The organism is Streptomyces sp. LUP47B (genome assembly GCF_001746295.1).
Taxonomy (GTDB): Bacteria; Actinomycetota; Actinomycetes; order Streptomycetales; family Streptomycetaceae; genus Streptomyces.
In genome coordinates this window covers 66,065-72,800 of sequence record NZ_MJAH01000028.1, presented here as the reverse complement: position 1 = coordinate 72,800, position 6,736 = coordinate 66,065, and the positions used below count along the sequence as shown (strand labels likewise).

General features: G+C 73.7%; 3 protein-coding genes and 1 pseudogene. All 4 read left to right on the top strand.

The window, feature by feature from the left end; genetic code table 11:
- A pseudogene (locus BFN33_RS46315) lies at positions 1-703 on the top strand (DNA polymerase III subunit gamma and tau); the annotation flags it as partial.
- A gap of 116 nt (positions 704-819) precedes the next feature.
- Positions 820-2,073: a phosphoribosylamine--glycine ligase gene (purD, locus tag BFN33_RS46310; protein WP_069766238.1), complete on the top strand. Its 1,254-nt coding sequence runs from the start codon at positions 820-822 to the stop codon at positions 2,071-2,073.
- Between the two features lie 302 nt (positions 2,074-2,375).
- Complete coding sequence (locus tag BFN33_RS55025) at positions 2,376-5,033, top strand: hypothetical protein (protein ID WP_256123054.1); 2,658 nt, start codon at positions 2,376-2,378, stop codon at positions 5,031-5,033.
- A 166-nt stretch (positions 5,034-5,199) separates the two neighbouring features.
- Positions 5,200-6,708 (top strand): N,N-dimethylformamidase beta subunit family domain-containing protein, encoded by a 1,509-nt coding sequence (locus tag BFN33_RS46300; protein ID WP_069766237.1) that lies wholly within the window; start codon positions 5,200-5,202, stop codon positions 6,706-6,708.
- Positions 6,709-6,736 lie beyond the last annotated feature (28 nt).

The window sequence follows — 6,736 nt, the reverse complement described above, 5'->3', positions numbered from 1 at the left end:
CCGGCCCACGGCCGCCCCAGCACCGRCCCAGCCCGCCCCCGCGGCCCCCGCACCCGGACCGGGCGCCTACGCCCCGCCGACCGGCGGCCCCGACCCCCGCCAGCTCTGGCCCAACATCCTGGAAGCCGTCAAGAACCGCCGCCGCTTCACATGGATCCTGCTCAGCCAGAACGCCCACGTGGCCGGCTTCGACGGCACCACCCTCCAGCTCGGTTTCGTGAACGCCGGCGCCCGCGACAACTTCGCGAGCAGCGGCAGCGAAGAGGTGCTGCGGCAGGCGCTGGGCGAGCAGTTCGGCGTCCAGTGGAAGATCGAGGCGGTCGTCGACCCGTCGGGCGGCGGAGGGGCGCCCCCCGCATCCGGAGGCTTCAACGGCGGCGGTGGCGGTGGCTACGGCGGTGGCGGCAGCACCGGCGGCTACGGCACCGGAAGCACGGCGGGCTATGGCACCCAGGCCCCCCAGGCCCCGTCCCCGTCCTTCCCCCAGCCGACGCCCGCCCCGACGTCCCGGCCGACGTCGACGCAGGCTCCAGCCCCGGTCCCTGCCCCGCAGCGGTCCGCGCCGGAGCCCCCGCCGGTCTCCATCGAGGACGACATCCCCGAGGACGACGACCCCGATCTCAACGAGGCCGCCCTCTCGGGTCGCGAACTGATCGTGCGCGAGCTCGGGGCGACCGTGGTGGAGGAGATCACCAACGAATAAGACCCATAAGGCGAGGATGCAGGGACGCACGCAAGTGCCCATCTTGGAGGAACCTACGACTCCCTTCCCTCCACCCCTTTGGAACCCCCCACAAAAACCCCGTTAGGCTGACCCCCGTGAAGGTCCTCGTCATCGGTAACGGCGCCCGCGAACACGCCCTGTGCCGCTCCCTGTCCCTCGACCCCGACGTCAGTGCCCTGCACTGCGCCCCCGGCAACGCCGGCATCGCCGAGGTCGCCGAGCTGCACCCGGTCGACGCCCTCGACGGCGCGGCGGTGGCCGCGCTCGCGCAGCGGCTCGGTGCCGACCTGGTCGTCGTAGGCCCGGAGGCCCCGCTTGTCGCGGGGGTCTCCGACGCCGTGCGCGAGGTGGGCATCCCGGTCTTCGGCCCGTCCGGGGAGGCCGCGCAGCTCGAGGGCTCGAAGGCCTTCGCCAAGGACGTCATGGCCGCTGCCGGAGTCCCGACCGCCCGCTCCTACGTCTGCACGACCCCCGAGGAGGTCGCCGAGGCCCTCGACGCCTTCGGCGCTCCGTACGTCGTCAAGGACGACGGTCTCGCCGCGGGCAAGGGCGTCGTCGTGACCAGTGACATCGAGGCCGCGGCAGCGCACGCCAACGCCTGCGACCGGGTCGTCATCGAGGAGTTCCTGGACGGCCCCGAGGTCTCCCTCTTCGCCATCACCGACGGCGACACCGTTCTGCCCCTCCAGCCGGCCCAGGACTTCAAGCGCGCCCTCGACGGCGACGAAGGCCCGAACACCGGCGGCATGGGCGCCTACTCCCCGTTGCCCTGGGCCGACCCCAAGCTGATCGACGAGGTCATGCAGACGGTCCTGCAGCCGACGGTCGACGAGATGCGCCGCCGCGGCACCCCCTTCTCCGGCCTGCTCTACGCCGGCCTCGCGATCACTTCGCGAGGCGTACGGGTCATCGAGTTCAACGCCCGTTTCGGCGACCCCGAGACCCAGGTCGTCCTGGCCCGCCTGGAGACCCCGCTGGCCGGCATCCTGCTCGCCGCGGCCACCAGCAACCTGGCCGACCTGGAGCCGCTGCGCTGGAGCGAGGACGCCGCGGTCACCGTGGTCGTCGCCTCGCACAACTACCCCGCCACCCCGCGCACCGGTGACCCGATCACCGGCCTCGACGAGGTGGCCGCCGAGGACGCCCCGCACGCGTACGTCCTGCACGCCGGCACCAAGCGGGACGGCGACGCCGTCGTCAGCGCCGGCGGCCGCGTCCTGTCGGTCACGGCGTCGGGCAAGGACCTCACCGAGGCCCGCGACCGCGCGTACCGGGCGGTGGCCCGCATCCGGCTCGACGGTTCCCAGCACCGGACGGACATCGCCGCGAAGGCGGCGTCCGGAGCCTGAGAAGCTCGAAAATCGGGCGAAACACCCCGCTGCCGAACAACCCGACAGGCCCCGGATCCGTCTAAGGATTCGGGGCCTGATCTTTGCTGTACGTCATCCACCTCTCCCCAAAGCCATTCCATCGAGTGACCGGGGCTCTATACGGCTGACGGGGGCCCGGGCCCCAACTATGGTGCGGCGCAAGCGGTCCGGCACTTGGCCCACCGGCATTGCGATGTCAGTGACGGGTGCCACAGTGGGGGAGTGAGCAACGCCAGGACAGCTGGGCATCCAGGACGGCAGGGAGGGGGTGAGGTCCGGTCATGACCGGTATCGGTGTGGAGGTAGCCGCGCAGGCCGCGCGCTCCCGGGCCCTCGCCGTGCTGCGCATCCGCAGCCGTGCGCTGGCCGTGGCGCTGCTGCCCGCGGCGGTGGCCGTGGTGCTGCTCGCCGGGGGTTCCACCAGTCATCTCGTGGGCGGGTTCTGGGACACCGCCCGCCTGGTCATGACCGTTCTCGGGGCCGTGGTGCTGGTCGCCGCCGGAGCCGTGGCCCTGGTCATCGCCCGCGCCCGCCCCGCCGTCAGTCCTACCGTCGCGATCGCCGAGGAGTCCGCGCCCGACCTGTACCGCATGGTGCGCGACCTCGCCGACCGCCTGGACGTCCCCGCCCCCTCCGCCATAGCGCTCACCCCGGACTGCGACAGCTGGCTGGAGGACCGCACCCACCCCGCCCACGGCCCGCCCCCGCAGGAGGGCCGGGACGACGAGATCGCGGGCGTCCGCGGACCCCACCGCCGGGTCCCGGCCGCACCGGTGCTGGTCATCGGCTCACCGTTCCTGTGGTGGATGCGCGTCGGCGAACTGCGCGCGGTCCTCGCCCCGGTCGTCGCCGGTACGGGCCCTTCGGCGCACCCCGACATAGCGGCGGCCCGCCGTTTCGTGCGGGGTCTGGACGCGGCCGTGGCCGTCGGCTCCGTTCCAGGACGCTGTCCGCTCGCCCGAGTGGTGTGCGCGGGGGTCGCCTGGGTGGCCCGACTCCTCCTGCGCAGCTGCCGGGAGCACGCGACCCAGATGGAGCGCGGGGTCGCGGCCGCGGCCGCCGAGCGTGCACAGGCTGTGGATTACGGCCTCAGGATCGTGGCCCAGGAACAGGTGGGCCTGGCGTACGCGGGCTGGGACCGGCTGCTGACGCGGGTCGCGCTCCCCGCCTGGCGGATGGGTCGCTGGCCCTCCCGCCTGGACGCGGGCGTGGTGGCCGCCCTCACCGAGCTGTCCCGTCGTGACCGCCTGGCCGAGGGGTTCGCCTCCCGCCTGGGTGAGCGCCCCGCCTGCGACCTGCTCGAAGAGCCCGGCGCGATAGATGAGGCCGCCTCTCTCCTCGCCGCCCGCCTCTTCCACGGCGGGCCGGCGGAGACCGGGCAGGACTGGTCCCCGGTGGACTGGCAGGAGTACCCGGAAGAGGTCGTGGACCGAAAGTGGCGCCTGGACGCGGCCCGCCTCCACCGAGTCCTCGACGCCCAGGGCGTGAGCCGCACCCCGGGAACCGCCCCGCCGGACTCCCACGGCCCCACGCTCTCCCGAGTCCTGGCCCACCTGTCAGCCCCCGGGCACCCCGGCTCCCCTGCACACCTCCCGGCAGCCGACCGGCCTGCCACCGCGACCCCCACGTACTCACCCGCCCCCACCACCGCGGCCGGCGGCGGACCGACCTCGACGGACGACGCCGACACCGTCCAGAACGGGCGCGAGCAGGGGTCGAGTCGGGCGTCCACGGACGCTCTCGCGCCCGGCGGGAGTGCAGCATCACTGCGTGACCCCTCTTCCACAGACCCTGCGCTGGACAGTGGGGCCTCCTCCCCGGACGACGCCGACGCCATCCACCACGGGCCGGGTCGGCCGTCCACGGACGCTCTCGCGCCCGGCGAGACCGCAGCACCCCTGCGTGACCCCGCTTCCACAGACCTCGCCCCGATTCCGCCGGCCGACGGTGTGGCGGCGACCGGTGGACCCGCCTCCCCGGACGACGCCGGAGCCGTACAGCACGAAGCGGTGGCTCAGGCGGACGCACCCGCGACCGCCACACCTGCACCAAGCCGGCACGACCAGGCTCCCGCCGCCCCCGTACCGGCTCCACCGGACGGCGTCATAGCGGCGGACCCGGACAGTGAACAGACCTCGGCTGACGCATTGGCGGCTGCACCGCACGAGCAGCCCCCGGCTGACGCCCTCGCGGCCGGTCCGCACGAGCAGCCCCCGGCTGACGCCCTCGCGGCCGGTCCGCACGAGCAGCCCCCGGCTGACGCCCTCGCGGCCGGTCCGCACGAGCAGCCCCCGGCTGACGCCCTCGCGGCCGGTCCGCACGACCAGTCCCCGGCTGACGCCCTCGCGGCCGGTCCGCACGACCAGCCCCCGGCTGACGCCCTCGCGGCCGGTCCGCACGACCAGCCCCCGGCTGACACCCTCGCGGCCGCACAGCACAACCCCGTCCCGCCGGCCGAGCCCGCAGCAACCGACCATGAGACCGCTGCCGCCCCTCAGGGGCCACCCGCCGCCGATGACGAATGTGCCGCGGACGGCGTGGGCGGACGCACAGACGGCGAAGCCGAGACGCTCGCCGCCGCGCTCACCGCCGAGCTCGCCCGTGAGGAAGCCGCCGCCCCCCAGTCCCACAGCACGCCCGACGCCACCCCCTGGGACGACACCGCCCTCCCCCTCTTCCCGCTTCAGCCACCCCGCAGCGCCCGAGAACTCCTCACCGACCACGTCACCGCGATGGTCTGCTGCGCCGCGATCGACACCGCCGGCGCCGCCCCTGGCCTGGACTGGCTCGACGGCCCGTCGCTCCTCATCAACGGCGAACGCGCCGCGGACCTCGCCCCCCGCGTCCTGAGCCTCGTGGAGGACGGCGACCCGGCCCCGCTGCGCGCCTGGCTGGTCAAGTCGGGGATACGCCCCGAGAAGCCGGTCCGCCTCGTCTGAGGGATCCGGAGTACCCGCTTCCACTTTCGGCCAATTCGCAACGAATAGTGACAGCCTGGGTGCGGAATGTGATGTGCTGAGACCGATCGCGCACATGGCAAGGGCTTGTGCCGGCACGAAGCACCGCGCAGGACGGACAACGGGGGCACGAGGGAGGGGAGCGACCATGGGCCCAGGACCGGAGCACATCCGCCGCTGGGAGTCGGGAGCACTCGCGCACGCCGTGACGGACCCCTTCGGCCAGGGCCCCGTCCCCTGGCTGCGCGGCAGTGAGACGTACTTCGACGACACCGGCCAGGTGGTCCCGTGGTACGTCGAGACGGACCCCGCCCACACCCCGAAGGAGGGCGCCCCGCGCATCCCCTCCCCCCGCACCTCCCCCGGCGGCGGCCCCCGCTCCGCCGACGACGTCCGTCGCCAGATCAAGGGCTTCACCTCGACCGGCGCGGTCGCCCCCGGCGAGGCCGTCGACTTCCACATCACCGTCGACCCGCCGCAGGAGTTCGGCGTCGACATCTACCGCATCGGCCACTACGGCGGCGACGGCGCGGCGAAGATCACCACCAGCCCCCGCCTCTCCGGCATCCTCCAGCCCCCGCCGCTGACCGCGGACCGCACGGTCTCCTGCCACCACTGGTGGCTGTCCTGGCGGCTGCAGATCCCGTCCTACTGGAGCGTCGGCGCATACGTCGCCGTCCTCACGACCGCCGACGGCTATCGCTCCCACATCCCCTTCACGGTCCGCGAGAACCAGCCCGCGGACTTACTGCTCCTTCTGCCCGACGTCACCTGGCAGGCGTACAACCTCTACCCCGAGGACGGCCGCACCGGAGCCAGCCTCTACCACGCCTGGGACGAACAGGGGCGGCTCCTCGGCGAGGCCGACGCCGCGACCACGGTCTCCTTCGACCGGCCGTACGCGGGCGCGGGCCTGCCCATGCACGTCGGCCACGCCTACGACTTCATCCGCTTCGCCGAGCGCTACGGCTACGACCTCGCCTACGCCGACGCCCGCGACCTGCACGCCGGCCACCTCGACCCCACCCGGTACCGGGGCCTGGTCTTCCCCGGCCACGACGAGTACTGGTCGACGGCCATGCGCCGCACGGTCGAGGGAGCCCGTGACAGCGGCACTTCTCTGGTCTTCCTGTCCGCCAACACCATGTACTGGCAGGTCGAGTTGGGCCCCTCGCCGTCCGGTGTCCCCGACCGTCTGCTGACCTGCCGCAAACGCAGGGGCCCGGGCAAACCGGCGCTCTGGCGCGAAGTGGACCGCCCCGAGCAGCAGTTGGTCGGCATCCAGTACGCGGGAAGGGTGCCCGAGCCCCACCCCCTGATCGTCCGCAACGCCGAGCACTGGGTGTGGGAGGCGACCGGTGCGCAGGAGGGCGACGAACTCGCTGGCCTGGTCGCGGGCGAGGCCGACCGCTACTTCCCGCGCACCCCGCTGCCGGAGCACGACGACCGCATCCTGCTCGCGCACTCGCCGTACGCCGACAGCGAGGGCGCCCTCCGCCACCAGGAGACCTCCCTCTATCGCGCCCCGTCCGGCGCCCTGGTCTTCGCCGCCGGCACCTTCGCCTGGTCCCCGGCGCTGGACCGCCCGGGCCATGTCGACACCCGCGTCCAGCGCGCCACCGCCAACCTCCTGGACCGCATCTGCAAGCGTGACTGAGCTCACCCAACAGCACACCCGCCGCTCC

What these genes read in the sequence shown, in the direction of transcription:
- BFN33_RS55025 (WP_256123054.1), top strand. Translation starts at nt 2,376, where the DNA reads ATGACCGGTATCGGTGTGGAGGTAGCCGCGCAGGCCGCGCGCTCCCGG.
- BFN33_RS46300 (WP_069766237.1), top strand. Translation starts at nt 5,200, where the DNA reads ATGGGCCCAGGACCGGAGCACATCCGCCGCTGGGAGTCGGGAGCACTC.